Origin of the sequence: Galbibacter pacificus, assembly GCF_029603165.1 — a bacterium.
Taxonomy (GTDB): Bacteria; Bacteroidota; Bacteroidia; order Flavobacteriales; family Flavobacteriaceae; genus Galbibacter; species Galbibacter pacificus.
Window position 1 is genome coordinate 46,933 of record NZ_JAQSVC010000006.1, and the last position, 24,465, is coordinate 71,397.

27 protein-coding genes are annotated in these 24,465 nt (G+C 37.9%); 5 read left to right on the forward strand and 22 right to left on the reverse strand.

Annotated features, from left to right (window positions below):
* Nucleotides 1-25 precede the first annotated feature (25 nt).
* Genes PSF86_RS15060 through PSF86_RS15075 form a run of 4 tightly spaced genes read right to left on the reverse strand, consistent with a single transcriptional unit; the run spans nucleotide 26 to nucleotide 4,173 of the window.
* On the reverse strand, nucleotides 26-433 hold the full coding sequence (locus PSF86_RS15060; RefSeq protein WP_277900925.1) for a response regulator: 408 nt from the start codon (nucleotides 431-433) through the stop codon (nucleotides 26-28).
* Complete coding sequence (locus tag PSF86_RS15065) at nucleotides 420-2,642, reverse strand: PAS domain-containing sensor histidine kinase (protein ID WP_277900926.1); 2,223 nt, start codon at nucleotides 2,640-2,642, stop codon at nucleotides 420-422. The genes PSF86_RS15060 and PSF86_RS15065 overlap by 14 nt, the downstream gene beginning before the upstream one ends.
* 34 nt (nucleotides 2,643-2,676) lie before the next feature.
* The gene (gene coaD / locus PSF86_RS15070; RefSeq protein ID WP_277900927.1) at nucleotides 2,677-3,141 is read right to left on the reverse strand and encodes a pantetheine-phosphate adenylyltransferase; all 465 of its coding nucleotides are present in this window, start codon (nucleotides 3,139-3,141) and stop codon (nucleotides 2,677-2,679) included.
* 57 nt (nucleotides 3,142-3,198) lie between these two features.
* Nucleotides 3,199-4,173, reverse strand: a complete 975-nt coding sequence (locus PSF86_RS15075) for a D-alanine--D-alanine ligase (protein ID WP_277900928.1) — start codon at nucleotides 4,171-4,173, stop codon at nucleotides 3,199-3,201.
* A gap of 149 nt (nucleotides 4,174-4,322) precedes the next feature.
* Here PSF86_RS15075 and PSF86_RS15080 point away from each other — a divergent pair, with 149 nt between their 5' ends.
* Both PSF86_RS15080 and PSF86_RS15085 read left to right on the forward strand, forming a co-directional pair.
* Nucleotides 4,323-4,892: a PASTA domain-containing protein gene (locus PSF86_RS15080; RefSeq protein ID WP_277900929.1), complete on the forward strand. Its 570-nt coding sequence runs from the start codon at nucleotides 4,323-4,325 to the stop codon at nucleotides 4,890-4,892.
* 15 nt (nucleotides 4,893-4,907) lie between these two features.
* The gene (locus PSF86_RS15085) at nucleotides 4,908-5,939 is read left to right on the forward strand and encodes an RluA family pseudouridine synthase (RefSeq protein ID WP_277900930.1); all 1,032 of its coding nucleotides are present in this window, start codon (nucleotides 4,908-4,910) and stop codon (nucleotides 5,937-5,939) included.
* On the opposite strand, the gene PSF86_RS15090 is transcribed toward PSF86_RS15085, so the two are convergent.
* The gene (locus PSF86_RS15090; protein WP_277900931.1) at nucleotides 5,934-6,665 is read right to left on the reverse strand and encodes a YqaI family protein; all 732 of its coding nucleotides are present in this window, start codon (nucleotides 6,663-6,665) and stop codon (nucleotides 5,934-5,936) included. The two genes, PSF86_RS15085 and PSF86_RS15090, sit on opposite strands and share 6 nt — an antisense overlap.
* Before the next feature lie 254 nt (nucleotides 6,666-6,919).
* Between PSF86_RS15090 and yaaA the strand changes: the two genes are divergently transcribed.
* A complete protein-coding gene (gene yaaA / locus PSF86_RS15095; RefSeq protein ID WP_277900932.1) occupies nucleotides 6,920-7,681 on the forward strand; it encodes a peroxide stress protein YaaA in 762 nt (253 codons plus the stop codon).
* A gap of 48 nt (nucleotides 7,682-7,729) precedes the next feature.
* Here yaaA and PSF86_RS15100 read toward each other — a convergent pair whose 3' ends face one another.
* The gene (locus tag PSF86_RS15100; RefSeq protein WP_277900933.1) at nucleotides 7,730-7,858 is read right to left on the reverse strand and encodes a 30S ribosomal protein THX; all 129 of its coding nucleotides are present in this window, start codon (nucleotides 7,856-7,858) and stop codon (nucleotides 7,730-7,732) included.
* Nucleotides 7,859-7,919: 61 nt separating this feature from the next.
* Between PSF86_RS15100 and PSF86_RS15105 the strand changes: the two genes are divergently transcribed.
* The gene (locus PSF86_RS15105) at nucleotides 7,920-8,576 is read left to right on the forward strand and encodes a uracil-DNA glycosylase family protein (protein WP_277901135.1); all 657 of its coding nucleotides are present in this window, start codon (nucleotides 7,920-7,922) and stop codon (nucleotides 8,574-8,576) included.
* A 33-nt stretch (nucleotides 8,577-8,609) separates the two neighbouring features.
* Here PSF86_RS15105 and PSF86_RS15110 read toward each other — a convergent pair whose 3' ends face one another.
* The 16 genes from PSF86_RS15110 to PSF86_RS15185 form a co-directional block, all read right to left on the reverse strand.
* Entirely contained in the window at nucleotides 8,610-8,750 is a 141-nt protein-coding gene (locus tag PSF86_RS15110; protein ID WP_277900934.1) for a hypothetical protein, read from the reverse strand.
* A gap of 100 nt (nucleotides 8,751-8,850) precedes the next feature.
* Nucleotides 8,851-10,446 carry a DHA2 family efflux MFS transporter permease subunit gene (locus tag PSF86_RS15115; RefSeq protein ID WP_277900935.1) on the reverse strand — a complete coding sequence of 532 codons (1,596 nt, stop codon included), beginning with the start codon at nucleotides 10,444-10,446 and terminating at the stop codon, nucleotides 8,851-8,853.
* 3 nt (nucleotides 10,447-10,449) lie between these two features.
* Nucleotides 10,450-11,532 (reverse strand): HlyD family secretion protein, encoded by a 1,083-nt coding sequence (locus PSF86_RS15120; RefSeq protein ID WP_277900936.1) that lies wholly within the window; start codon nucleotides 11,530-11,532, stop codon nucleotides 10,450-10,452.
* Between the two features lie 18 nt (nucleotides 11,533-11,550).
* A complete protein-coding gene (locus PSF86_RS15125; RefSeq protein ID WP_277900937.1) occupies nucleotides 11,551-12,858 on the reverse strand; it encodes a TolC family protein in 1,308 nt (435 codons plus the stop codon).
* Between the two features lie 56 nt (nucleotides 12,859-12,914).
* Nucleotides 12,915-13,547 (reverse strand): TetR/AcrR family transcriptional regulator, encoded by a 633-nt coding sequence (locus PSF86_RS15130; protein ID WP_277900938.1) that lies wholly within the window; start codon nucleotides 13,545-13,547, stop codon nucleotides 12,915-12,917.
* Between the two features lie 727 nt (nucleotides 13,548-14,274).
* Nucleotides 14,275-15,042, reverse strand: coding sequence for a tryptophan synthase subunit alpha (gene trpA, locus PSF86_RS15135; RefSeq protein WP_277900939.1), 768 nt, complete (start codon nucleotides 15,040-15,042; stop codon nucleotides 14,275-14,277).
* Between the two features lie 18 nt (nucleotides 15,043-15,060).
* Nucleotides 15,061-16,245 (reverse strand): tryptophan synthase subunit beta, encoded by a 1,185-nt coding sequence (gene trpB / locus PSF86_RS15140; protein WP_277900940.1) that lies wholly within the window; start codon nucleotides 16,243-16,245, stop codon nucleotides 15,061-15,063.
* Nucleotides 16,246-16,356: 111 nt separating this feature from the next.
* Nucleotides 16,357-17,016 carry a phosphoribosylanthranilate isomerase gene (locus tag PSF86_RS15145; protein WP_277900941.1) on the reverse strand — a complete coding sequence of 220 codons (660 nt, stop codon included), beginning with the start codon at nucleotides 17,014-17,016 and terminating at the stop codon, nucleotides 16,357-16,359.
* A gap of 36 nt (nucleotides 17,017-17,052) precedes the next feature.
* Nucleotides 17,053-17,868: an indole-3-glycerol phosphate synthase TrpC gene (trpC, locus tag PSF86_RS15150; RefSeq protein WP_277900942.1), complete on the reverse strand. Its 816-nt coding sequence runs from the start codon at nucleotides 17,866-17,868 to the stop codon at nucleotides 17,053-17,055.
* A 124-nt stretch (nucleotides 17,869-17,992) separates the two neighbouring features.
* Nucleotides 17,993-18,988, reverse strand: coding sequence for an anthranilate phosphoribosyltransferase (trpD, locus tag PSF86_RS15155; protein WP_277900943.1), 996 nt, complete (start codon nucleotides 18,986-18,988; stop codon nucleotides 17,993-17,995).
* Nucleotides 18,989-19,032: 44 nt separating this feature from the next.
* The gene (locus PSF86_RS15160) at nucleotides 19,033-19,392 is read right to left on the reverse strand and encodes a four helix bundle protein (RefSeq protein ID WP_277900944.1); all 360 of its coding nucleotides are present in this window, start codon (nucleotides 19,390-19,392) and stop codon (nucleotides 19,033-19,035) included.
* Between the two features lie 54 nt (nucleotides 19,393-19,446).
* Nucleotides 19,447-20,010, reverse strand: coding sequence for an anthranilate synthase component II (locus PSF86_RS15165; RefSeq protein WP_277901136.1), 564 nt, complete (start codon nucleotides 20,008-20,010; stop codon nucleotides 19,447-19,449).
* 106 nt (nucleotides 20,011-20,116) lie between these two features.
* Nucleotides 20,117-21,580, reverse strand: coding sequence for an anthranilate synthase component I family protein (locus PSF86_RS15170; protein ID WP_277900945.1), 1,464 nt, complete (start codon nucleotides 21,578-21,580; stop codon nucleotides 20,117-20,119).
* A 454-nt stretch (nucleotides 21,581-22,034) separates the two neighbouring features.
* Entirely contained in the window at nucleotides 22,035-22,607 is a 573-nt protein-coding gene (locus PSF86_RS15175) for a YceI family protein (RefSeq protein ID WP_277900946.1), read from the reverse strand.
* 24 nt (nucleotides 22,608-22,631) lie between these two features.
* The gene (locus PSF86_RS15180) at nucleotides 22,632-23,264 is read right to left on the reverse strand and encodes an NAD(P)H-dependent oxidoreductase (protein ID WP_277900947.1); all 633 of its coding nucleotides are present in this window, start codon (nucleotides 23,262-23,264) and stop codon (nucleotides 22,632-22,634) included.
* Nucleotides 23,265-23,314: 50 nt separating this feature from the next.
* Nucleotides 23,315-23,764, reverse strand: a complete 450-nt coding sequence (locus tag PSF86_RS15185; protein ID WP_277900948.1) for a MarR family winged helix-turn-helix transcriptional regulator — start codon at nucleotides 23,762-23,764, stop codon at nucleotides 23,315-23,317.
* A 142-nt stretch (nucleotides 23,765-23,906) separates the two neighbouring features.
* Between PSF86_RS15185 and PSF86_RS15190 the strand changes: the two genes are divergently transcribed.
* Entirely contained in the window at nucleotides 23,907-24,458 is a 552-nt protein-coding gene (locus PSF86_RS15190; RefSeq protein WP_277900949.1) for a TlpA disulfide reductase family protein, read from the forward strand.
* Nucleotides 24,459-24,465: the final 7 nt, after the last annotated feature.

The following is a 24,465-nucleotide window of genomic DNA, read 5'->3' on the forward strand; positions in this document are numbered from 1 at the left end:
ACTTAGTTTGTTTTTGGTAAAAGATTTATTCACTGGGAACAATGGCGGCCAAAGCACTTAATTTGTCTTTGGTTACTGGCTTTATAAGATGCTTTACCGAAAAAGGATATTTGTTGTTGTAGATTTTTACCTTTTGAATGTCTTCCGGGTTTATCGACGAGGTTAAAATATAGATTAGTGCTTTTTTGCTTATGGGCAATTGGCTAAATGCATCTATAAATTCCCAGCCATCGATTATGGGCATGTTAAGGTCCAGTAAAATAAGTTCGGGAAACACTTCGTTAGACGTGTTTTGGTAATAATTTAATGCTTCTTGTCCATTGCTAAACGTTAATATGCAATTGCTTATCTTGGTAACCTCGATAAGTTTTTTAACGCTAAAAATGGTTATCGGGTCATCATCGATCAAACATATAGCATTAATAGTTTTCATTAAAGTAAATTTTAAATTTCGTTCCTTTGTCAATTTCGCTTTCGGCTTCTATTTTCCCTTTCATGGCATCTATTTGGTTTTTGGTTATAAAGAGGCCTATACCGCGGGCGTCGCTATTTCCATGAAAAGTTTTGTACATTCCAAAGAGTTTGTGCCCATGTTTTTCCAAATCGATTCCCCTGCCATTATCTTCAACGCTTAAAACCGTAAAACCTTTTATCTGTTCGGCATTTATTTTTATTACGGGGTACCGGTTTGGTGCTTTGTACTTAATGGCATTGGTAAAGATATTCAATAAAATACTTTCTAGATAAGCTTTAACAACTTTAATGTCAATGTCTTCGGGAACATTGTTCTCTACTTCGGCAAAAGAATTTTTAATAAGTTCGCTAATATTTGTAAAGGCTTCGTCTATTTCGGCTTTAAGGTTAACGGTTTCGGTTTTTATATTCAGGTTTGTATTGATTGCTATAATCTCGTTTAGGTTTGAAATGGTTTCGAGCATATTTCCCGAAGCAGAATTGAGCATGTCAATAATTTCCACCTTTTTAAAAACGTCTTCTTCAACGCCCAACAGTTCTATCAACATGGAAAAATTGGATGCATGCGACCGCAGGTTATGAGATACAATATGTGCGAAGTTAAGCAGGCGGTTGTTTTGTTCACTGGCCACATTGATAACTTCCAGAAGTTCTTCTTCTTTTTCTTTTATATGGGTGATATCTTGTATAACAGACCAAATAAGTTTTCTTCCGGTAGAATTAGTAATGAGCACACGCGTTATCAGTGTAGGCACCAATTGCTTGTTTTTATTAAGGTAATGCCCTTCGTACGGACCGTATTTTCCTTGGTTGAGGACTTCTTTTAAAACCCTTAATTCTTTGTTTTTATCGGTTTTTGGAATAACGTCCAGATGCGTCATTTTAAGGAGTTCGTTGCTGGAATATCCGGTACTTTGTTTAAAAGAATTGTTCATGTCCAGAAATTCCCCAGACATGGCATCGTTAAGGGCAAGCCCGGTTGGAGAAAGCTCCAAGAGCGTGCGGTGCAGTTTTTCACTTTCCTTAAGCTTTTTTCTGGCTTCGACCATCTCCTGTATTACCCTGCCTTCTGCAATAAGGAAACTCACTCTTTTTTTATGGTCCAATACCGGCTTGAGGGAAAAGTCAACATACACCTTGTTGTTGTTTTTATCCAGGATTTTTGCTTCGTACCTTACAAATTCGCCCCTTATGGCCTTTTTAAAGTTCTTTTTAAGTTTTTTTTGTTCTTTTATGGAGCCCTGCCACCAATAGGTGTCCCAAAAATATTTATTAATAACGTCTTCTGTTTCAATACCGCCAAAATTCAGTGCGGGCTCATTAATGTCTACAAGCCTTCCTTTTATGTTTAAAAATCCTGTAAACTGAAAAGTAGAATTAAAAATGCTTTTAAATGCCTGTTTGTTCTCGGCAAGTGCCCTTTTGGAGCTTTTAATTTGTTTTTCCTGAAGCGCCAATTGCAGTTCGGTTGTTTTTTGAGGGTCTATATTTTGTAAAGTACCATAAATTTTAACTGCTTTGTCCTTTGCTTTTTCAACGTGCCCGCGAAAGCGCACCCATTTTTCTTCTCCTTTGGCCGTAAGTATTTGTAGTTCCAGATCAAAATCATTCCCTTTGTTAATGGCGCTGTTAATGTTTTTTAAGGCTTGTTCTACATGTTTTCCTTCCTTAAAGAATTGAAGGAATTTTTCGAGTGTAGGAACATAATCTTGTGAAACGTCGCATATTTTTTTGGTAACAACCGTCCATTCTAAAAGATCGTTTTTAACATCGTAAAACCAATTTCCTATTTGGGCGACCTTGCTGGTTTCTTCAAGAAAAATTTTAGTTTTCAGGTTTTCTTTTTCTGAAGTTATATCGTTTAGGTATATGATGAATTCATTGTCTGAAGGTTGAATTTTATAATAGATCCATTGTATTTTTCCTTCTGGCTGGTAATTGTAATCTTCTCCTTCTATAACCCTGCTTTTTTCCTTACTCTCGCGAACGGCATTTACCAACGACCGGGTACCTTTAGGCAAGATGTCGGTAAAAGGTATTTTAGGGGCGTTTTCCATCGGTGCTTTGGTGAATTTATACCAGGCATCCGAGGCGCCAATTAGGTGCAAATCTTTATCTAGCAAAGCCATTGGGGTTGGGCATTGCTTGATTATAAGTAGGTTCGTCATAATATATACGGCTTTTCCTAAGCCAGTTTTTGTTTTACTCTTTATTATTCAGCCTTACGGTATCGGGTACCAAACCGGTATAATCGCCTTTATTTCTTATAACATCTCTTACAATTGATGAAGAAATATAGCTTTTTCCAGAGGAAGTTAACAAAAACACCGTTTCTATTTCTGATAATTTCCTGTTGGTATGGGCGATGGCTTTTTCAAATTCAAAATCGCCCGGGTTCCGCAGGCCCCTTAAAATAAACTGTGCGTCTATTTTTTTACAAAAGTCTACCGTTAGCCCTTCATATGTCATCACCTTTATTTTTGGCTCATTTTTAAAGGCTTCTTCAATAAAATGCTTGCGTTCTTCCAAGGTAAACATATAGTTTTTTTCCGCATTAATCCCAATGGCAATAACCAGTTCGTCAAAAAGTGTGATGCCTCTTGTTATAATGTCGTAATGTCCCAATGTAATAGGGTCGAAAGACCCTGGAAAAATAGCTCTTCGCATTTTACATTCTTTTTGTAAAAGGGTTAAGGAATTGTAAATATAGCAAAATAGATTTTGCTATTTTATTGCTTCTTCAATAGCGTTGTCAAATAAATCGTTTAACGATATTCCGGCTTTGGCCGCCTGTTGTGGCAAAATACTTTCGGCAGTCATTCCGGGAATGGTATTGACCTCTAATAAATAAGGCTCGCCATCCACAAAAATGTATTCGCTCCGGCTAAAACCTTTCATCTTTAGTGTTTCATATACTTTTTTGGCAGTATGGATTACTTTTTGGGTCATTTCATCACTAATTCTTGCCGGTGTAATTTCTTGTGATTTTCCTTGGTATTTAGCTTCATAATCAAAAAAATCGTTTTCGGATACTATTTCGGTAATGGGCAGTACTGTTACGTTGCCTTTGTAGGTAATAACGCCAACAGAAACTTCAACACCGTCTAAAAACGATTCAATAATAATTTCATCGTCTTCTTTAAAAGAATTTTCGATTGCTGGAAGTAACGCTTCTTTTTCATTCACTTTAGAAACCCCAAAACTCGAACCCGCTTTGTTGGCTTTTACAAAACAAGGTAACCCAACTTTTTCAACAATGGCCTGGACGTTAATATCTTGTCCTTTATTGAGATAGAAGGACGTGGCGCATTTAATCCCGAAAGGCTTCAAGGCCGCCAAGCAGTCTCTTTTGTTAAAGGTAAGTCCAGCTTGGTACATGGGGCAGGAGGTATGTGGAATCTCCAACAGTTCTAAATATCCTTGCAAATAACCGTCTTCTCCGGGCGTGCCGTGAATGGCATTAAAAATACAGTCGAATTCAATGGTTTTGTTATTTTGGGTAACGGTGAAATTGCCTTTGTTTATTGGAATTTCTTTTTTGTCATCAGTAATATAAACCCATTTGTCCTTTAAAATATGGAGGGGATAAATATTGTATTTTTCAGTATCCAGATGGTTGCAGACCACTTGCCCGCTTTTTAGTGAAATTTGGTACTCAGAGGAGTAACCGCCCATAACAACACCAATGTTTTTTTTCATTTTTAATATTATAATAGGAAATTTATCGTTGTATCAAATGTATTAATAAATTAATTTAGAATCGGCATAAAAAGACTTTAGAACTAAAAACAGCCATAGAAATAAATTAGGTGTTGAGTTTTTATATCTTTGCTGAATAATAAAGAAAGATGAGTTTCATAAAATTTATAACAAGCAAGACCTTTTTAAAGCAAATAGCACTTGCAATACTGGCCGTTGTGGTATTGGTAATTTTAATTATGCAATACTTAAAGGTAACCACCAACCACGGCGAATTTGTCTTGGTCCCCGACCTTTCTAAAAAATCCCTTCGGGAAGTTGAAGAGATTATGGAAAAGGCAGACCTAAATTATGTTGTACTGGACTCTACAAACTACAATCCCGATTATCCGCGTTTTTCGGTCATCGAGCAGGATCCCAGTGCAAACAAAGAAGTCAAGGAAGGAAGAAAAATATATTTAACCATTAACCCTTCGGGCTATAGAAAAGTAAGTGTTCCAAACGTAATACAAGTTACCAAAAGGAATGCCGAATCCATGCTTAAAGCGGTTGGCCTTAACGTAGGAAAGGTAACTTATGTAAACGAAATTGGTAAAGACATGGTGTATTATGTGCGCTATGAAGGAAAAAATATACTTCCGGGGCACCAATTGCCCAAAACCACCGAGGTAGAACTGGTTTGCGGCAACGGGAACAGGGCCAATGTTTCGGTGGAATAAATTGTAAATTGAAAAATGGCTGAGGATACACAAGACGATTTTAATCAGGAGGACGAACTTTACGAACATTATAGTTTTACTGCCGGAAAAGGGCAGGAACCTTTGCGGGTAGATAAATTTTTAATGAACTTTATTGAAAATGCTACCCGAAATAAAATACAGCAGGCTGCAAAGGGCGGGAATATATATGTAAATGGTACCGCCGTAAAATCGAACCACCGGGTAAAGGCAAACGACCAAGTTAAAGTTTTGTTTGAGCACCCGCCGCATGAATATTTGCTTACTCCGGAAAATATCCCCTTGGATATTGTTTTTGAAGATAATACCCTGTTGGTTGTAAATAAGCCTGCCGGGATGGTCGTGCACCCCGGGCACGGAAATTATTCGGGAACGCTTATAAATGCTTTGATATACCATTTTGAAAACCTGCCGCTTAACAGTAACGAGCGTCCGGGCCTGGTGCACCGTATAGATAAAGATACCAGTGGGCTATTGGTGGTGGCCAAGACCGAGCATGCATTGAACCACTTGTCCAAACAATTTTTCCATAAAACCAGCGAACGTGAATACCAAGCATTGGTTTGGGGCAATTTTGCAGAAGACGAAGGGGTTGTGGAAGGAAACATTGGCAGGCATCCAAAAAATAGGTTGCAAATGGCTGTTTTTCCCGATGGCGACCATGGAAAAGATGCTGTAACTCACTATAAAGTCTTGGAACGTTTTGGGTACGTTACTTTGCTGTCGTGTAGGTTAGAGACCGGAAGAACGCACCAAATAAGGGTGCACATGAAATACATAGGGCACACTTTATTTAATGACGAGCGCTATGGAGGCCATAAAATTTTAAAAGGGACCACCTTTTCTAAATACAAACAATTCGTGGAGAATTGTTTTAAAGTACTGCCAAGGCAGGCGTTACACGCCAAAACTTTAGGCTTTGAGCACCCCGAAACAGGCAAATTTATGCGTTTTGAAGCACCCTTGCCCGAAGACATGGTAGCATGCCTGGAAAAATGGCGAAATTATGCAAAGCACCAGGAGTTATAGTCTCTGCTTTTCAGATGGAACGGTATGCCTAAATTCCAATCCGTTTATTTGCTTGAACTCGTGGCTGTTTTCGCCAAAAGAGGTTTTTACGTATTCTTTAATATTGTTGGCCAATTCAATAATCCCTTCGGTTTTGTTGTAAAAATAGTTGTCCCTTTCAACAAGCGAGTCCGAATACTCGTCCATGATTTCTTTATGGCGCAAACTGCGCTTTACCATAATTCTAAATTTCTTTTTTAAGGCCTCCAATTTTATATCGGTATGGTATGGCGAATATTCGTTGGATTCTGCCAGCTCGTTAATCATGTTTCCAAAATGCGCTATTAAATTAATGTACGGCTCTTGGTTTGAATACGAGTCTTTAATGTATGCATTTACCTTTTGCTCATTTCTTATCTGAACAATATCGTCGTAATAACTTTTTACATATTTTACGGCTTCATTGTTCTCGGTATATATAATTAAATAGTCAATAATTTTATTGCACACATCTTCAAGACCGTTAAAGGCCTGCTGTTTTTCAAAGATAGCAACATTGAGCATCGCATTGTAGTTGTTTATATTTGCCATTAATTCCTTGACCGTATTATACGTTCGGTGCAAACATTCTATATGTAACCGTTGATCGGTTGGAGCATATTCTTTTCCGTAGGCTTCGCAAAAAATAATTAATAAATGAAAATTTGCTAGGTTGCTTGTAAGCTCATCTTTTGTGTATGGAGGCATATTTTTTTGTGTTACGTGTTTTTTTGCATTCTAAATATATAAATTATATTCCACACATAAAAATTTATATTTTCTAACTACTGTTTTCAAAGTAAAAAAATAGTATATAATTTTTGCGGAAAAGCGTTTTAACACATTGTATTGTATATATTCATTATAATAATTAAAACCAATTCTTTTATAGAAAACAATGAATCTTTTTTATACAAAAAACCAATGTAAGATGTTACATTTGTTGTTCAAAATCAATATAAATGAAAATAGTAGTTTCCCCGGCAAAGTCATTGGATTTTGAAAGTGAATTGCCAACAAAAGAATATACGCAACCAGATTTTTTAAAGGAAGCTGAAAAACTGAATGGAGCCCTTAAAAAGAAAAATCCAAAGAAGCTATCGTCTTTAATGGGTATTTCTGATAATTTGGCAGAACTAAACTGGCAACGCAATCAAGAATTTAAAACTCCTTTTACCGTTGAAAATGCCCGTCCGGCTGTTTTTGCCTTTAATGGAGATGTGTATACGGGGTTGGATGCTTATACAATTCCGCAGGAAAAAATGAAGCCTTTGCAAGAAAAGTTGCGTATTTTAAGTGGACTCTACGGGGTGTTGAAGCCTTTGGACTTAATCCAGCCTTACCGATTGGAAATGGGCACCAAGCTTACGGTTGGAAGAAACAAGAACCTTTACGATTTTTGGAAGAAAAAGGTTACCGCTAAACTAAATGACCAATTGACGGAAGACGAACTTTTTATCAATTTGGCAAGCAATGAATATTTTGGTGCAGTAGACGAAAAAAAGCTAAAAGTCCCGGTAATTACCCCCATTTTTAAAGATTGGAAAAACGGAAAGCTAAAGGTAATTAGCTTTTTTGCCAAAAAGGCCCGCGGGTCCATGGTGCGCTATATTATCGATACCAATGCAGAAACCATTGAAGATTTAAAAGGCTTTAATTACGACAGCTATGGTTTTAGCGAAGAACATACCAAAAAGGAAAATGAATTAGTGTTTGTTAGATAAATCTAAAAAAACGCGGAGCCTTTATACATACGTAGCTCCGCGTTTTTTTTATTTCTTCGTGTCCACACTTACCTTTTCTTCAACGGGAGTGCGTTTTTTTATTTTCCTACGCCGTCTTACACCGTAAGAACCGCGTGAAATTTTACCTCTTTTTGTTTTTTTATCTCCTTTTCCCATAATTCAAATTCATTTTTGTTATTCCTTAAAGTTAGTTATTTTGTCAACAGAAGTCAAATATATGTTTAAACACCAGCATCCATACGCCCCATACATCCCTAAAACAGCCACAAAATTAATTGTTGGTACCTTGCCGCCACCGCGTTTTTGCAATAAGGAATTTAAGGAAGGCGATGTTGATTTTTGTTACGGAAGCCGCGATGGTTACCTATGGATAATATTGAACAGGATTTTTAAACTGAATTTACTCTTTGAGCCAACGCCAGGAGCCATTGCTCAACGGAAACAATTTTTGGACGATTATGGCATTGGCATATGCGATATTGTCGCTTCCGCGGAAAGGGAAAAAGTAGATGCTTCAGATCTTGGAATGAAGAATGTCCAGACCCGTAACATTCTTTGGTACTTAAAAGAATTTCCTTTTATCGACACATTGCTGTTCATGGGCGGGAATAGCAAAAACGGACCCGAATACCTCTTCAGAAAGCAATTAAAAGAACATCAAATTAAATTAGAGGCAATTTCGTTGAACGTTCCACGTATTTATCAATTTTATATAGCAAACCGTATGGTAAAAGCGGTTTCGTTAACGTCGCCGTCCGGGGCTGCAAATAGGGCGGTAGGGGCAATTCCTGCCTACAAGGCGTTAAAAAAGAAGCACCCCAATTTCAATACAATCGATTTTAGGGTGCTTCAGTATGCCAAGCATTTTAAGTAAACTTTTTGCTTAACATTTTTCTATAGGGGGATTTTACTTTTTATTCTGCTGATCTTTAATCGTTTCTTCATCAATATCAAACTTATTGGTGTCGATATTTCTGTTACCCGTTGGATTGGTCGGGTTGTTCTGCTCGTGTTTGCGTTTCCATTTCTTATCTTTAATCTTGCTCATAACTTTTGCTTTTTTAAGTTATATTCAAGGTACAAAACTAAACATGAAAACCTTATTAAAGCTATTGTAAAATCTTGTTAACTATTTAACAGTTACTATTTTAATGAGCTGCTGAGGCATTTACCATACTGCTTCCCTTTTTAATCATCAATACAAATGGCACACATATTAAAAACAAAATACCCAAGTATAAAAATATGTCCATGTAGGATAATACAGTGCTTTGTAAGGTAATGGACCCTTCCATTAATTGATAGGCTTTTTGGAGCGATTCGTTAACACTGAAACCTTTGGACATAAACATTTGTTGATAGGCATGAAGACGCTCTTGTACCTCAAAATCTACTTTAGACAGGTTCGGGATAAGGTCCACACGGTGCTGTTGTGTAAAACGCGCCACAAAAGTGGTTATAATGGCAATCCCGAAAGATCCTCCCAATTGGCGCATCATACCCGTAAATGCAGCGCCATCGCCAATGTCCTTTCCCCTTAAGGTAGAAAGCGAGAGCGTGGTTATGGGCACAAATAATAGCCCCAAGCCAAAACCACGGGCTACCAATGGCCAGAACATATGCTCAGAACCTGTGTCGGGGGTCATGAGGTTAAACATCCAATAGCTATAAACAAAGAACACTACAAAACCAATGGCAGCCAAATATTTTTGCGGAACTCCCCGCTCCAATAATTTCCCAATAATAGGCATCATTAAAGCTGTGGTTATGGAGCTAGGGACCAGTAATAACCCGGCATCGGTTGCTGTCCATCCTAAAATAGATTGTGTATATATCGGGATTATAAACGTGGAACCATACAGTCCAAAGCCAAGGATGAAGGTTAAAATAGTCCCTATTTTCAGATTGTAATCTTTAAGTACCCGGAGGTTTACAATTGGATGCTCATAGACCAATTCCCTCCAAATAAACAATAACAAACCAAATATAGAGACAATGCTTAATATCAAGATGGTAGGATTGGCAAACCAGTCGTCTTGTTGGCCGTGTTCCAACACAAATTGTAACGAGCCAATAAACGATGCCAGAAAAAATATGCCCCACCAATCTACTTGATAGGCCTTCAACTTTTCACCGTATTTAGGACTTTTAATATAGAGAATAGTTAAAAAAGTGGCAATTATACCAATGGGCACGTTGATATAAAATATATAGGGCCACGAGAAATTATCTACCAGATATCCTCCCAATGGCGGCCCCAGTGTTGGGCCTACAATAACGCCCATACCATAAATAGCCTGTGCCATTCCCCTTTTTTCAACGGGGTAGGTTTCCGTAATAATGGTCTGTGCGGTAACCAACAAGGCACCGCCTCCCATTCCTTGTATAAAACGAAAAGCAACCAACTCCCATAAATTGGTGGCATTACCGCATAGAAAAGAAGCAATGGTAAATATCATAATGGAAGCCGCAAAATAATTACGCCGTCCAAATTGTTTAGACAACCAGCTGGTCATCGGGATAATAATTACATTGGCAATGGCATAAGCGGTAATTACCCATGCAATATCGGTAAGGGAGGCTCCCAAGCTTCCTCTCATGTCATTTAGCGCAACGTTGACAATAGTAGTGTCAATAATTTCTAAAAGGGCACAAAGAATAGCCGTAATGGTTATAATGACCCTGGTGAAACCATATTCCACCAAACTATTTTCATCTTGAACTTTAACTTGTGCTTCGGCCATATCTTATTTTAAATGTACATCTACAATTACGTTCATTCCCGAACGAAGTTTTGCCAGTTTTTCGGCATCGTTATCCTTGGTAAAGTCTATTTTTACCGGTAAACGCTGAATGGTTTTTACAAAGTTTCCAGAAGCATTGTCTGGCGGAAGTAAAGAAAACTTGGCTCCGGTTGCGGGCGAAAAAGCGGTTATGGTACCTTCAAAATCTTCGCCGGGATAGGCATCTACCTCGATGGTCACTTTTTGGCCGATAGCCATTTTTTCAAGCTGTGTTTCTTTAAAATTGGCAACAATCCATTTATCGGTTGTGTTTACTAAATAAAACAACGATTGTCCGGGCTGTACAAATTGCCCCACTTGTAAATCTACATTGGAAAGCTGACCGTCTATCGGGGCGGTAACAATGGTATAACCTATATCTAGTTTTGCTGCATCCAGTTGTGCTTGAGCACTTTTTACGTTGGCTTCTGCAACAGCAATTTGCTTTTGCGATATTTCTGTTTGGGAAACAGCAGCGTTACGCTGGCTGGCACTTGCTTTTTGTTGGCTTTTAAGTACTTCCAGCTCTTTTTCTGCGGCTTGTTTGGCGGCCAGTGCTTCTTCGTATTGTTGTGCGGTAATGGAATGATTTTTATATAGGTTTTCGTAACGTTTAAAATCGTTTTCTGCTCTCCATAATTTAATTTCCGCAGTTTCTATATTCCCTTTTGCCGAGCTTACCTGCGCTGTTGAGGTTTGCACATTGGCCTTGTAGGAGCCAACACTGGCTTGCGCAACTACCAGTTGACTTTCGGCGGCGGCCAATGCGGCTTTTGCCTGCTCCAGTTTTACCTGGTAATCCTGATCGTTTATAATAAAAAGGGTATCGCCTTTTTTTACCCTGTCGTTATCGGTTACCATTACTTTTTCAATATAACCGCCTACATGGGGTATAATTGGGTTCATGTTGGCTTCTATTTGTGCATCGTCTGTTTCTTCGTGAGATAATGAATGCACAAACTTGTATGCTCCATAAATAATCCCGATAACGATTAAAGCACCAATTATAATGGCAAATTTCTTATTTGTTTTTTTCTTCTGTTCCATTTTATTGCTGATAGTAGTTTATTTTATATCTGTATTTATTTGTCCTTGAGCATCTAGAAGCTCGTAAAATTTCAGGGTAATATCTGCCTTGGCATAAGCCAGGTTTATTTTAGATTGAAGCTGGTCGATGTCTGCTTCCAGCAAATCGTTGGTGTCTACCAGGCCGTTATCATATTTATCTTTTACGATCCGGTAGTTTTCCGTGGCCTGCTCTTCTGCTTTCTGGTAAACTTCGTATTTTTTAGTTGCCAGGTTATAGCTTTGATTGGCATCTTCTATCTGTACATCTATTTGATCTCTTACCATATCAATGGTATATTCTAGTTCCCGGGCCTTGCTCTTGGCAACTTTTACATCGCTTTTTGCCTTAAAAATATCGGCCAGGTTGTACGACACGCCAACACCAAAATTCATGGCATCGGTAATGGTCATTACATTTTGAACGTCAAGGGCTACATAACCGCCCATTAACGAAAGACTTGGGTAATATTTGCTTTGTGCTATTTTAATATTGTTTTTGGCCGCTTCTTCTTGAAAATACAACGATTTAAGGTCGTTACGTTGAATACTGTCCGACAATTGTGCGGTTGAAACCAGTTCAAAATTGGTATCGCCTATGGATATTTGGGTATCCGAAGGCATTTTTAGCATGGTAATAAGATTGTAGTTTAAAATGCTTTCGTTTTTCCTAGCTTCTTCCAGACTTACTTCAATGTTAGATTCCTGCAATTGTGCCTTCAATAAATCGTTTCTGGCCAACAGGCCGTTTTGCTCCATCGCCGTAAAATCCTTGACCCGCTGTTGTGCACTTTTAAGGTTTTCTTCAATAAGTTCAACGGTTTTATGTGCTTTGTATAAATTTACATAGGTGCTTACGGTATTAAGGGCTATTTTTTCCTTTTCGCTTTTGGCATTATAGACTGCCGCCTGTAAACTGTTCTGGCTTGCCTTTACCAAATTAGAGAGTTTAAAACCGGTAAATAGCGGTACCGATGCCGTTGCCTGCCCGAGCATTAAATAACTAATGTCCGGCGGGGCTGCACCACCGGCATCGGCATCTTGGCCTGTGTCTAGTTTTATGTCGGCATTTACTTTTGTTAAATGTTGATATTGCCCAGAGATATCTAAATCTGGGTACCGGTTGCTTTTGGCCGATTTTACTTCGTATTCGGCAGTATTCACCTTAGTATCTGCTATTTTAGAGGCATCGCTGTTTAAAAGGGCCAGTTTTATGGCTTCTTCCAGCGTTAACGTAGTTTGTTGCGCCTCCATGGTCTTAATACCTAGTATGCCAAGTAGGCATATGAGTATAATTTTAATTTTCATCTGTTGTTGTTTATTTGTTTTATAGCCGTATGTAATGCCCTGTTTTTAATTGGTTGTTAATTGCCAATGGGCATTTCATAGGTCAATAATGCTTTAATTGCTCTTTTTATATGATCTGTTAAAGTGGTGTGGACAAAATCGTCCAGCGAAACATTTGGGTCTAATTGATAGGTTGCTTCATACGATCTTTTGTTGTAATAAAAATTGAAATAAGTACCCAAAACGGTAGGGACAATCAAGGGGATATTCACATCCTTACTAAAAACACCGGCCAGTTGCCCATTTTTGATAAACCGTTCTATAATGGAATAATTTTCCTTTTTTGTTTTTAGGTAACTTTCAAAATCTATTTGCCTGTTGCCGTTGGAATATTCAAAATGGATAATTTTATATACCCGTCTGTTTTTATGTATCCTCCTTACAAGAAGGGTAATAATATTGTCTACCTTTTTTAGATAATCATCACTGGAAGACAAGGCACTTTCCAGTTCAATGGTAAAATTAGCTGTTTTATAGTTTAATAATTGTTCCAACAATTTTTCTTTCGAACCAAAATAATACGAAATCATGGCAATGTTAATGCCTGCTTCTTTGGCAATGGCCCGTATGGAGGTGCCGTCATAGCTGTTTTCTGCAAACATCCGCTCGGTAACTTCAAATATGTGTATTTGCTTTTCGTTAAACTCCATTTTCCTAGTTTTTAAAAACCGATGCAAAATTAAACAATTGTTTAATTTAAACGTTTGTTTAATTTTTAAATAATCAAATTTTAACATATAACGTTATAGTTGTAGCAAGGCGTACGCCGTACTAGAAGGAGTAGGGCACAAGCGGGATATAAACCCTACAGGCTTCCATAAAAATTGCTACATTAACAATAGCTTAGCCCATAGGTTGTATTGCTTTGCCACAAGGTTTTATTACTTTATTAATACTAATAGAGTCTTGTTATTAAAGTATAATGCATAACAGTTAAGTATTGTCCCTACGGTTACAAGTACGTTCCCTACGGTGTTAAGTACAGTTCCTACCGTGCTAAGTATAGAAACTACCTATCTAAGTAAGACGCCATGATAGATAGGTTCTATCCCTACGCACCTAAGTACGGTTCCTGCGTTGTAAAGTATTATCCCTACGTACTTAAGTACGGCATCTACGCACTTGGGTATAGTCCCCTACATGGTTATATGCTGTTTCTTTATTTATATGAATAAAATCTTTTTACTGAAGTTGAATTTTTGAATGGTCAAGTAACATAGTTTAAGTTAAGTTATTACGATAAGACATACTTAATGAAAACAATTAATTGAAAAATAGATGATGCAAAGCCCGCACCATACAATTCAAGGTGATAGCGGCATAAAAAAAATCCGATAGTTAAAACCATCGGATTTTATATATAGTGAAACCTTGATTTTAAGTATTTTTAATGGACGAAACAAACGCTGGTATGCCTTCAATTCCCTTTTCGGTAATCATTTTAATAAATGCAGAGCCAATAATGGCGCCTTTGGCATAATGCGTTGCGGCATTAAACGTGTGGTTGTTGCTAATACCAAAGCCAACAATTTGCGGTGCTTTTAATTGCATGCCGTCTATTCTTTTAAAATACTCGGTTTGTGCATTCCCGAAAGTATTTTTGGCCCCGGTAACACTTGCCGAGCTCACCATGTAAATAAATCCGTTGGAAACCGAATCTATAAACCGGATACGCTCATTAGAAGTTTGCGGCGTAATTAAAAATATATTGATGAGCCCATGCTTTTCGAATATTTGTTGATACTCTTCATGGTACACATCTACGGGAAGGTCGGGAACAATAAGGCCATCGATCCCTATTTCGGCACATTTTTTACAAAAAGCCTCTACACCATACTGCATAATCGGGTTGAAATAGCCCATAATGATAAGCGGAATGGAAACGGTTTGCCTGATGTTTTTAAGCTGTTCAAAAAGTTTAACAGAAGTCATCCCGTTTTTAAGGGCTTGGGTAGAACTGGCCTGAATGGTGGGGCCATCGGCCAATGGGTCGGAAAAGGGTAGGCCTATTTCCAGCATGTCTGCGCCACTGTCCTGTAACTTTTCAATAATGGGCACGGTATCGTCCAGATTTGGATATCCGGCAGTAAAATATATAGATAACAGCTTTTTGTCTTCCTGTAATTTTTTATGGATTCTGTTCATTTGTTTCATATTCAGGTTTTACAAATCGAAATAATCAATGTAGGTATTCAAATCTTTGTCGCCGCGACCAGACAAACTAATTACAACAACATCATCTTCTTTAAATTTTTTATGATTGAATATTGCCAACGCATGCGAACTTTCAATGGCGGGTATAATGCCTTCGGTTTTGCACAGCTCCAATCCCGCCTTCATGGCATCGTTGTCTGTAACCGAGAAAAACTCCCCGCGCCCCGATTGATACAAATGCGAATGCATGGGACCAACGCCAGGATAATCCAATCCGGCAGAAATAGAATAAGGTTCGGTAATCTGCCCGTCGTTGGTTTGCATCAAAAGGGTCTTGCAACCATGAATAATACCTTCTTTTCCCAATTGCGAGGTGGCGGCACTTTCGCCCGAATGAATACCTTTTCCGGCAGCTTCCACGGCAATAATGCCAACAGTGGCTTCATCCAGAAAATGGTAATAGGTACCGGCGGCATTGCTTCCGCCACCAATGCAGGCAATTACATAATCGGGGTTTTCCCGGCCTTCTTTTTCTTTTAGCTGCCATTTTATTTCTTCGGAAATAATACTTTGAAAACGGGTAACCATATCAGGATACGGGTGCGGACCAATGGCAGAACCAATAATGTAATGTGTGTCCACCGGATTGTTGATCCAATCGCGAATGGCTTCATTGGTAGCATCTTTCAGGGTTTTACTGCCAGAAAGTGCCGGGCGGACCTCGGCGCCGAGCATTTTCATCCGTGCCACGTTGGGCGCTTGCCGCTTAATGTCTATCTCGCCCATGTACACCACGCAGTCAATTCCCATTAGTGCGCAAACAGTGGCCGTTGCCACGCCATGTTGCCCAGCGCCCGTTTCGGCAATAATACGTTTTTTTCCCAAACGTTTTGCCAATAAAATCTGACCAATAGTGTTGTTTATTTTATGCGCTCCCGTATGGTTGAGGTCCTCTCTCTTTAAATATATTTTTGCCCCGTGCTTTTGCGATAACCGCTTGGCAAAATACAAAGGCGAAGGCCTCCCGACATAATCTTTTAAAAGTTGGTTGAATTCTTCTTTAAAAGAATCTTCACCCATAATGGCAAGATATTGTTGCCGCAATTCTTCTACGTTGGGGTACAGCATCTCTGGGATGTAAGCACCCCCAAAGTCGCCATAATATCCTTTTTTGTTTACGTTGTATGTGTTCATTTTAGTTTATAAAGTTGAAAGTTTGTACGGTTTTAAAGTTAAAGAGTTAAAGAGTGAATGAGGAAAGGTTGTTCAATTCACAAATAACAGTTATCAATTAACAATTATCAATTAACGCTTACCCCTTATCCCTCTATATTCCATAACAAATTCATTTAATAATTCAATGTTTTTCAATCCGGGTTCCAATTCAAATTTACTGTTTACGTCAATAGCATGAATGGGAAGTTTAGGATCTATATTTTTAATTTTTTCAATATGTTCCGGGCCAATGCCACCACTTAAAAAGAATGGTTTTTTAGATGGATAATCTTTCAATATTTCCCAGTTAAATGCATAGCCGTTTCCGCCGGGGAGTTTTCCTTTGGTGTCGAATAAATAGAAATCGACAATGTTTTCATACGGATCTAAAATTGAAAAATCGAATTCGTCTTTAATAGAAAACACTTTAATAATGAGATACTTCGGAAGCTGTTCTTTAAGTTCTTTACAATAATCAACCGATTCACTTCCATGTAATTGCACACCATTTAATTGATGCTTTTGTACTTTCTCGGCAATAAATTTAATAGTGGCATCTACAAAAACACCTATTTTTTGAATGCTTTTTGGTAGTTCTGGAACAATACCATTGTTAAAACGAGTCGATTTTTCATAAAAAATAAAGCCGAGATAATCCGGTTGCAATGCTGCAACAGCTTTAATATTATCTTGGTATTTCATTCCGCAGATTTTTAATCTCCCTCTCAATCCTTTTTCCTCGTTTTTCATATTAAAATCATTTCTTTCATTTATTAATAGGGAAAATTAAATAATTCCCCTTTCCTTTGGAGAGGGGTTAGGCGAGAGGCTTTTTATAAAATCACGTGCGCTTTCCCCAGGGTTATCGGTCTTCATAAAGTTTTCGCCTATTAAAAAGCCCTTGTAACCAAATTGTTGTAATTCTTTAATAGCTTCGATATTGCTGATGCCACTTTCGGATACTTTTACAAAATCGTTGGGGATTTTTCCCGATAACGACTTACTAATATCCAAACCCACCTCAAAAGTTTTTAAGTTTCTGTTGTTTACGCCCAGCATGTCCAAACTTGGCATAAGTGATTTGTTGAGCTCTTCTTCATTATGCACTTCAAGTAGCACATCCAAACCTATGCTTTTGGCAGTTTCTGATAAAATTTTAATTTCCTCCCGCTCTAAAATGGCGGCAATTAAAAGAATAACATCGGCACCATGGGCTTTGGCTTCTATAATTTGATAGGTGTCAATAATAAATTCTTTACGCAATAAAGGCATGTCAACAGAAGCCCTTGCAAGTAACAGATCGTCTAACGAACCGCCAAAATATTTTCCATCGGTAAGCACCGACATTCCACAAACGCCTGCATTCTCGTAACCAATGGCAACATCTTGCACATTAAGCGATTGGTTGATAACCGATTTGGAGGGCGAGCGCCGTTTATGTTCGGCAATAATTCCCGTTTGACTTACTTTTAATTTATTGGACAACGAAATGCTGTTGCGGTTAAAAAGCACACTGTTTTCCAGTTGTGAAACCGGAACAATACTTTTTTTAAGGGCAACTTCCTTACGTTTATCGGCCACTATTTTATCTAGAATGTTCATTTTTTTTAGTTTGTAAAGTTTAAAGTTTGTAAGGTTTTAAAGTTAAAGAGTTAAAAAGTGAATGAGTAAAGGTTGTTCAATTCACAAATAACAGTTATCAATTAACAATTAACTATTTCCCTAATCACTTATCCCCAATCCCTTTTAATTTTTTAAACGCTTCCAATCCCTTACCGGATAGCAACGATTCTTTGGCAAGCTCAAAACCTTCTTTGGGGCTTAATTCTTTTACCGTTGCAATGGCCATACCTGCATTGGCGCATACAACATTGTTTTGAGCCTCGGTTCCTTTTCCGCTTAATACATCCATGAATATTTTTGCAGAAGCTTCAATGGTGCCCCCACCCGAAATAGCTGCTTCGGTATGTTCCCTTGCCCCAAAATCTTCGCCGCTAAGCATTTGCTCGGTATTGTTCCTAATGGCTTTTGCGGGACCGGTAAGCGAAATTTCATCGTAACCATCCAATGCATGTAAGATGGTATAGTTTTTATCGGTGTTTTGATAGAGATAACCATACATTCGAGCCAATTCTAAATTAAATACCCCCACCATTTGGTTTTTTGGAAACGCGGGGTTTACCATGGGCCCCAACATATTGAAAAAGGTTTTTACCGCCAATTCCTTACGGATGGGAGCTACATTTTTCATGGCAGGGTGGAAGAGGGGCGCATGTAAAATACATATTCCCGCTTCGTCGATGGATCTTTTCAAGAAATCGTAATCATTTGAAAATTGAATCCCCAAATATTCCATCACGTTGCTAGAGCCACATTTGGAGGACACACCATAATTCCCATGCTTGGTTACCTGGATTCCGGCGCCCGCCGTTACAAAAGATGCCAAAGTTGATATGTTAAAAGTGTCTTTTCCGTCGCCGCCCGTTCCGCATAAGTCGATGGTATTGTAACCTTCTAATTTTACGGGGATACAAAGTTCTAACAAGGCATCACGGAAACCTTCCAGTTCTTCAATGGTGATGCTGCGCATCATATAAACGGTTAAAAAAGCCGCAATCTGACTGGTATTGTACGAACCATTGGAAATATTTACCAATACGTTTTTAGCCTCTTCTTTAGAAATGGTTTCGTGGTTTATAAGTCTGTTGAGTATTTCTTTCATATAAATAAGTTGGGAGACGGAAGACCGTAGCCCGAAGTTTTTTATTAAACAATTTTCTTTTTTAAGGCGACCAGCATGTTCATGAGATCAAAACAATGATTGTATAGCGTTTTAAATTGAGAGTGTTCTATGTATTTTCTTTTATAAGATTTATGCAAACATGTAATTACTTCTGCTAAAGACCGGATTGCGTATCCCAAAAATCTTTTATACTCTGCATAGGATTGCCTAATAGAACCTTCGGCAATGTTTAAGGCAATAGAGTCTACAGCCCTTCTTATTTGTGAAGATAAATTGTACGTCTCTTTGGAAGGAAAAGTATCAGAAGCAATATTGATTTCTTCTCCTAAATCCATTGCTTGTTGCCAAACAATTAATTTTTCAAATTTAAATTTTGTTTCCATTTTTAACTTTCGTTTTTCATAAATACAACTTCAGTCTTCCAACTCCGCTTCAAGCTATTTGCTCAACCAGTTCTCCAAAATCTTTTTGCCTTCGGGGGTTAAAACCGATTCGGGATGGTATTGCACGCCGCAAACATCAAATTCGATATGGCGTAGCGACATTACTTGTCCGTTTGCATCATAAGAAGTAGCTTTTAAAACCTCGGGAAGTTTAGGGTCTACAACCCAACTATGATACCTGCCCACTTCGATTTCCTTTGGCAAATCTTTGTAAATGGGGTCGTCTTCAACAATTTTTATTTTGGTGGCTACCCCGTGATATACTTCGTCAATATTAATAAGTTTCCCACCAAATACCTCGCCAATGGCCTGTTGCCCCAAGCATACGCCAAAAATGCTTTTAGTGGGGGCATATTTTTTTATGATTTCTTTTAAAAGTCCGGCCTCATCGGGAATACCGGGGCCGGGAGAAAGCACAATTTTTTGAAAAGGCACTACTTCTTCCAGTGTTAATTGATTGTTTCTTTTTACGGTAACATCGCAACCTAAATCTTCTAAATAATGCACTAAATTATAGGTGAAACTATCGTAATTATCTATAACTAAAACTGGCTCCATCCCATCCTTCCCCGAAAGGGAAGGGGATTTATGTTGAGTTGTATTTTTTTTGATATTCATGTTGATTAATTCATGTTTGATTTTATCCTTTTCTTTGAAGAGGCTTTTATATATCTTCTGCCATTTCCATGGCTTTGTTTAACGCTCCTAATTTATTGTATGTTTCCTGCAATTCACTTTCTGGGTTAGATTCTGATACTAATCCGGCTCCGGCTTGGTAATACAATTCGTGATTCTTGCTTAAAAAAGTACGAATCATAATAGCGTGGTTAAAATTGCCTTCAAAATCCATAAAACCAATGGCGCCCCCGTAATAATCGCGATTGGTGACTTCGTATTTATCGATAAGCTGCATGGCCATGTGTTTTGGTGCACCGCTTAATGTTCCGGCAGGAAAAGTATCGGCAACAACTTGCATGGTCGGGATTTCCTTCTTTTTTTGTCCGGTTACTTTGGATACCAAATGGATAACATGCGAGAAGAATTGCACTTCGCGATAGGTTTCCACTTCTACGGTATTTCCATTCCTGCTGAGGTCGTTTCGGGCCAAATCTACCAACATTACGTGTTCGCTGTTCTCTTTTTCGTCAACCGAGAGTTGCTTGGCCAGTTCGGCATCTTTTTCATCGTTTCCGGTACGTTTAAAAGTTCCGGCAATGGGATGGATTTCGGCTTTGTTATCTTTTACAATTAATTGCGCTTCGGGCGAGCTGCCAAAAATTTTGAAGTTTCCATAGTCAAAATAAAATAAATACGGTGAAGGGTTGATAGAACGGAGCGCCCGGTAAACATTAAACTCATCGCCTTTGAATTTTTGCGCAAAACGCCGACTTAACACCAATTGAAAAACATCGCCACGATGACAATGTTTTTTTGCTTTTTCTACCAGTTCCTTGTAATCGTTGTCTTTTAATTTTGATACCGGATCCCCTACTTTTGAAAAGTTGTAGGAAGCAAAGTTTTTAGACTGCAATAATTGGTGTATGTCTTCAATATTGTTATCGCAATCATAACAATGACAAAATATGTACGCTTCATTTTTAAAATGATTGATAGCGATAATGTTTTGATAAATGGCGTAATAAATATCGGGTATCTGCAAAGAGCTTTCCTTGTTGGTAATTTCAATATCTTCAAAATAACGCACCGCATCGTAAGCTATGTAACCAAAAAGGCCGTTATTGATGAATTTGAAGCCGTTTTTATCGGTTTTAAAACGTGCAGCAAAATTTTCAATGTGTTTAGGAACGTTGGTATTGGAGGTTATTTTTGTTGAAACTTGAGCGCCATCCGGAAATTCTTCTTCAATGGTTTCATTGGCTATTTTAATTGAAGCAATGGGATTGAAACAGATATAGGAAAAACTGTTGTCGTTGGCATGATAATCGCTACTTTCCAGCAAAATACTGTTTGGATACCGGTCTCTAATTTTTAGGTAGAGACTTACCGGTGTAATGGTATCGGCAAGTATTTGTTTGTAATTGGTTTTTAAATGATAGGCCTCTCCCCCCGGCCCCCTCTCCAAAGGAGAAGAGGAGTTTGCTTGCCTGAGATTTTTATCTTTTGTCATGGCTGTTGTTTTTAACGTGTTGTAATTTTTTGATTTTTGGCATAAAAAAAGGCTTGTCGTGATTGACAAGCCTTCTATATTTTTAAAATATACTACAGCAATGTTACCTCACGACTTTTGACGTAAGTTGTACCACCACCAAGTATTTTTTTGTATTGTTCTCATTTGTTGCATCAAATATAGAAATCAAATTTTATTTATCAAACAAAAAAATGGATTTACAACGAATTGTGGTAAAGTCGTGAGAAATTCGAATTATTTAAACATAAAAAAGAGGCAGTCTAAAAAGCTGTATATCCTGATGTCATGCTGAGCCTGTCGAAGCATAATTCGGTGAATGCCAACAAGTCTTCGACAAGCTCAGACTGACAAAACAAGTTTACATAGGGCTTTTTAGACAGCTGCCTCTTTTCCTTCCCGTTGCTTAACTGGTTTGGGGGTGTATTATATATGATTAAAAAGCCAAGTCGACTACTAAGTCAAATTCATCGTAAATGGTCTTATCGCCCAAGTTATCAAAGAAACTGCCTGAGCCATAACGGACATCGTATTTAGCCCGGTCGATTTTAACTGTGGCATTCGCTTTATTTTCATAAACAGACATGGTAAAAGTTACCGGGTTTGTCTTTCCTTTAATGGTTAAATCTCCGGTTACTTCGTATGAGTTTTTCCCATTGGCTTTGGCATTGGTTATTTTTAAAGTGGCGGTCGGGAATTTTTCAACCCCAAAAAAGTCGTCCGATTTTAAATGGCCGTCCAATTTCCCTTTGTAATCACCACTTAAATCGGTAGAGCCAATGGTAGTCATATCCACCGCAAAATTTCCGCCGGTCAAGGTTTCGCCATTAAATTCAAGTTCGCCACTTTTTAGGGCAACGGTTCCTTCGTGCGAGCCGGTTACTTTATAGCCTTTCCATGTAACTTCACTTTTTTCAATATCTACCTTTTTGGTGTCAATATCGTTAAAAGCACTGGTTCCTAGCGTTACGGCCAAAATTACAGCCGATTTTAAAATTTTCTTTTTCATGTTTTATAGTTGTTTTAGCGTTTTTTATAATGCAATAAAGAGTTCTTCTTCTGGTTTTCTCACCTTTTTGTAATGCTGTGTTTCATCTTCTTCAGAGCGGTAACCAATAGGTGCAATAACGGTTGGGGTTAAATTAAGTTCTTTAAGCCCCAATATTTCGGTAAATTTATCAGGTTCGAACCCTTCCATTGGGCAGGTATCTATTTTTAGGTCGGCGGCCGCAGAGAGTAAATTGCCCAGTGCGATATATGTTTGTTTGGCGGTCCAGGCATTTTTGGCATCTTCTGATAAAGAGTTAACCGAATTTTTCATCATGTCGGCATACGCTTGAAGGTTTTCTGGTTGAAGCCCCCTTGTGTCGCTCACATTTTTAATGTATTCATTTATATGGTTTTCACCAAAATCATTGATATTGGCAAAGACTATTAAATGCGAAGCATCTGTAATTTGGGTTTGGTTCCACGCAGCTGGTTTTAGTTTTTCTCTTACTTCTGGGTCAGAAATTATTAAAACCTTGTATGGCTGTAACCCGTATGATGATGCCGAAAGTTGTATGGCTTCCTTTAAAATATTTAAATCGTCTTCGGATACTTTTTTGGTTGCATCAAATTTTTTTGTGGCGTAGCGCCAGTTTAAATTTTTGTTGTAATTGCTCATGACTATTGTGTTTACTTTAGTTGTATATACAAGTATTTAGTTAAAATTTTTTAATCCCTTATTTTTTCCAGCGTTTCGTTAAAAGCCTCTATTTCTTCTTTGGTAAGGTTTTTTATAATGTTGCTGTTATGTTCATCAATAGGTTCGTCGATTTCGGCCAATATAGACAATCCTTTTTCGGTAATATTGATTTCTACTTTACGCCGGTTCTCTTGGCAAACAGAACGCTCCACCAAACCTTTGGCAAGGAGTTTGTCTACCAGGCGCGTGGTGTTGCTCATTTTGCAGATCATGCGTTCCTGTATGGTGCACAAATTGGCCGGGTTGCCTTTTTGGCCCCTTAAAATGCGCAATACGTTAAACTGTTCGGGCGATAAATCGAACGGTTTAAGGATTTCTGCGGTTTTATCCTGCAATAAATTTGAAGTATACATCAAATTCAAGGCAGTTTTTCTGCCCAATGGCATTGCTTTAGATTGTATGATGTCTTCAATTTTCATTGTATTTACAATATTTGTATGTACAAATGTATGATTATTTTTCGATCAGCACCAAATTTTTAACTTATAAAAAAATGTTAAACCTCATAAAACTTAAACTGGTATTTATACATTTAAAAAGCGCTAACTAAAAATATTAAAGATGAAACGGATTGTAATTTTGCTTTGTGTGCTGGCATTGACGGGATGTAAGGAGCAAAAAAATGAACCAGCGTTTGCCCTGGCCTCTATTGAAAAGGTAAAACCCCTAAAAATAATCGAAACCAATGCCAAAACCATTCCGGTATACAATTTTAACAGCCTTGAAAAACTTTTAAAGCCACAAGAAGATAAAATATATGTGGTAAACTTTTGGGCCACATGGTGCAAACCCTGCGTAGAAGAATTGCCAAATTTTGAAAAGGCATACAAACAGTACAAAAAAGAGGGGGTTGAAGTAATTTTAGTGAGCCTGGACTTTCCAAATAAAGTAAACGAAATTTTGATTCCGTTTATAAATAAGAAAAATCTTATAAGCAATGTAATCCTTTTAGATGACCCAAAACAAAACCGATGGATTCCCAAAGTTGATGAAAATTGGTCTGGAGCCATACCCGCAACTATAATAATTAGTGAAAATAAGCGTTCTTTTTATGAAAAATCCTTTACCTTTATAGAATTAGAGAAAGAAATAAAAGATTTTGTGAATAACTAATCTAACT

What these genes read in the sequence shown, in the direction of transcription:
- PSF86_RS15120 (WP_277900936.1), bottom strand. Translation starts at nt 11,532, where the DNA reads ATGGAACAGAAGAAAAAAACAAATAAGAAATTTGCCATTATAATTGGT.
- PSF86_RS15170 (WP_277900945.1), bottom strand. Translation starts at nt 21,580, where the DNA reads ATGACAAAAGATAAAAATCTCAGGCAAGCAAACTCCTCTTCTCCTTTG.
- PSF86_RS15065 (WP_277900926.1), bottom strand. Translation starts at nt 2,642, where the DNA reads ATGACGAACCTACTTATAATCAAGCAATGCCCAACCCCAATGGCTTTG.
- PSF86_RS15060 (WP_277900925.1), bottom strand. Translation starts at nt 433, where the DNA reads ATGAAAACTATTAATGCTATATGTTTGATCGATGATGACCCGATAACC.
- PSF86_RS15145 (WP_277900941.1), bottom strand. Translation starts at nt 17,016, where the DNA reads ATGAAAAACGAGGAAAAAGGATTGAGAGGGAGATTAAAAATCTGCGGA.
- coaD (WP_277900927.1), bottom strand. Translation starts at nt 3,141, where the DNA reads ATGCGAAGAGCTATTTTTCCAGGGTCTTTCGACCCTATTACATTGGGA.
- PSF86_RS15085 (WP_277900930.1), top strand. Translation starts at nt 4,908, where the DNA reads ATGGCTGAGGATACACAAGACGATTTTAATCAGGAGGACGAACTTTAC.
- PSF86_RS15115 (WP_277900935.1), bottom strand. Translation starts at nt 10,446, where the DNA reads ATGGCCGAAGCACAAGTTAAAGTTCAAGATGAAAATAGTTTGGTGGAA.
- PSF86_RS15165 (WP_277901136.1), bottom strand. Translation starts at nt 20,010, where the DNA reads ATGGAGCCAGTTTTAGTTATAGATAATTACGATAGTTTCACCTATAAT.
- PSF86_RS15080 (WP_277900929.1), top strand. Translation starts at nt 4,323, where the DNA reads ATGAGTTTCATAAAATTTATAACAAGCAAGACCTTTTTAAAGCAAATA.
- PSF86_RS15180 (WP_277900947.1), bottom strand. Translation starts at nt 23,264, where the DNA reads ATGAGCAATTACAACAAAAATTTAAACTGGCGCTACGCCACAAAAAAA.
- PSF86_RS15125 (WP_277900937.1), bottom strand. Translation starts at nt 12,858, where the DNA reads ATGAAAATTAAAATTATACTCATATGCCTACTTGGCATACTAGGTATT.
- PSF86_RS15075 (WP_277900928.1), bottom strand. Translation starts at nt 4,173, where the DNA reads ATGAAAAAAAACATTGGTGTTGTTATGGGCGGTTACTCCTCTGAGTAC.
- trpB (WP_277900940.1), bottom strand. Translation starts at nt 16,245, where the DNA reads ATGAACACATACAACGTAAACAAAAAAGGATATTATGGCGACTTTGGG.
- trpA (WP_277900939.1), bottom strand. Translation starts at nt 15,042, where the DNA reads ATGAACAGAATCCATAAAAAATTACAGGAAGACAAAAAGCTGTTATCT.
- PSF86_RS15190 (WP_277900949.1), top strand. Translation starts at nt 23,907, where the DNA reads ATGAAACGGATTGTAATTTTGCTTTGTGTGCTGGCATTGACGGGATGT.
- trpC (WP_277900942.1), bottom strand. Translation starts at nt 17,868, where the DNA reads ATGAACATTCTAGATAAAATAGTGGCCGATAAACGTAAGGAAGTTGCC.
- PSF86_RS15090 (WP_277900931.1), bottom strand. Translation starts at nt 6,665, where the DNA reads ATGCCTCCATACACAAAAGATGAGCTTACAAGCAACCTAGCAAATTTT.
- PSF86_RS15105 (WP_277901135.1), top strand. Translation starts at nt 7,920, where the DNA reads ATGTTTAAACACCAGCATCCATACGCCCCATACATCCCTAAAACAGCC.
- PSF86_RS15100 (WP_277900933.1), bottom strand. Translation starts at nt 7,858, where the DNA reads ATGGGAAAAGGAGATAAAAAAACAAAAAGAGGTAAAATTTCACGCGGT.
- PSF86_RS15185 (WP_277900948.1), bottom strand. Translation starts at nt 23,764, where the DNA reads ATGAAAATTGAAGACATCATACAATCTAAAGCAATGCCATTGGGCAGA.
- PSF86_RS15130 (WP_277900938.1), bottom strand. Translation starts at nt 13,547, where the DNA reads ATGGAGTTTAACGAAAAGCAAATACACATATTTGAAGTTACCGAGCGG.
- trpD (WP_277900943.1), bottom strand. Translation starts at nt 18,988, where the DNA reads ATGAAAGAAATACTCAACAGACTTATAAACCACGAAACCATTTCTAAA.
- PSF86_RS15110 (WP_277900934.1), bottom strand. Translation starts at nt 8,750, where the DNA reads ATGAGCAAGATTAAAGATAAGAAATGGAAACGCAAACACGAGCAGAAC.
- PSF86_RS15175 (WP_277900946.1), bottom strand. Translation starts at nt 22,607, where the DNA reads ATGAAAAAGAAAATTTTAAAATCGGCTGTAATTTTGGCCGTAACGCTA.
- yaaA (WP_277900932.1), top strand. Translation starts at nt 6,920, where the DNA reads ATGAAAATAGTAGTTTCCCCGGCAAAGTCATTGGATTTTGAAAGTGAA.
- PSF86_RS15160 (WP_277900944.1), bottom strand. Translation starts at nt 19,392, where the DNA reads ATGGAAACAAAATTTAAATTTGAAAAATTAATTGTTTGGCAACAAGCA.